Consider the following 575-nt stretch of genomic DNA (forward strand, 5'->3'; position numbering starts at 1 on the left):
GCACGCTGGCCAGCTCTTTTCAGTATGCGAATTCGAAAACGATTTATTTTATTAATGATACAGAAACCCTGCTCAAGATTGGTCAAAGAGATTCCGGCTTTCCAGAGGACGGTATCTATCAACAGACAGCGAATATTAATGTCAATGAAAGCCATATACCCATTGGCACATTCACCGGGGAGTACGATGGGCAGTGCTATACCATCAGCGGCCTGTTTGACTGTTTTGTTAACACTCTGAAAGGCAACATCAGTGACCTTAAGTTTACTCGTGCCAATATAAAAAATTCCACGAAGGTGACCGGGTTAGCAGCCTGTGTTGTTGAGAAATCTGGCACAGTCAGTAATATCTGGGCGGAAAATGTTCATATTGTCAGCTTGAGTGACAGTGCACACGTCGGCATCGGGGGGGGGCAGGTTAAAGGAAAGGTTACCAACATCATGGCGGTGAACAGCAATGTCATAACCAAGGGTAAGGAAGCATCCGCCGGTATCGGGGGGGGGGAGGTTAAAGCTGGAGGAAAGGTTGACCACACCACGGCAGTGAACTGCCATGTCACAACCAAGGGTAATTAT

General features: G+C 47.1%; 1 protein-coding gene. It reads left to right on the top strand.

Annotated features, from left to right (window positions below; all coding sequences use genetic code 11):
* On the top strand, window positions 1–575 hold a 575-nt coding region (locus CX664_RS26755; RefSeq protein ID WP_180966618.1), incomplete at both ends, for a M26 family metallopeptidase.

Origin of the sequence: Endozoicomonas acroporae, assembly GCF_002864045.1 — a bacterium.
In the GTDB taxonomy this organism is placed as follows: domain Bacteria; phylum Pseudomonadota; class Gammaproteobacteria; order Pseudomonadales; family Endozoicomonadaceae; genus Endozoicomonas; species Endozoicomonas acroporae.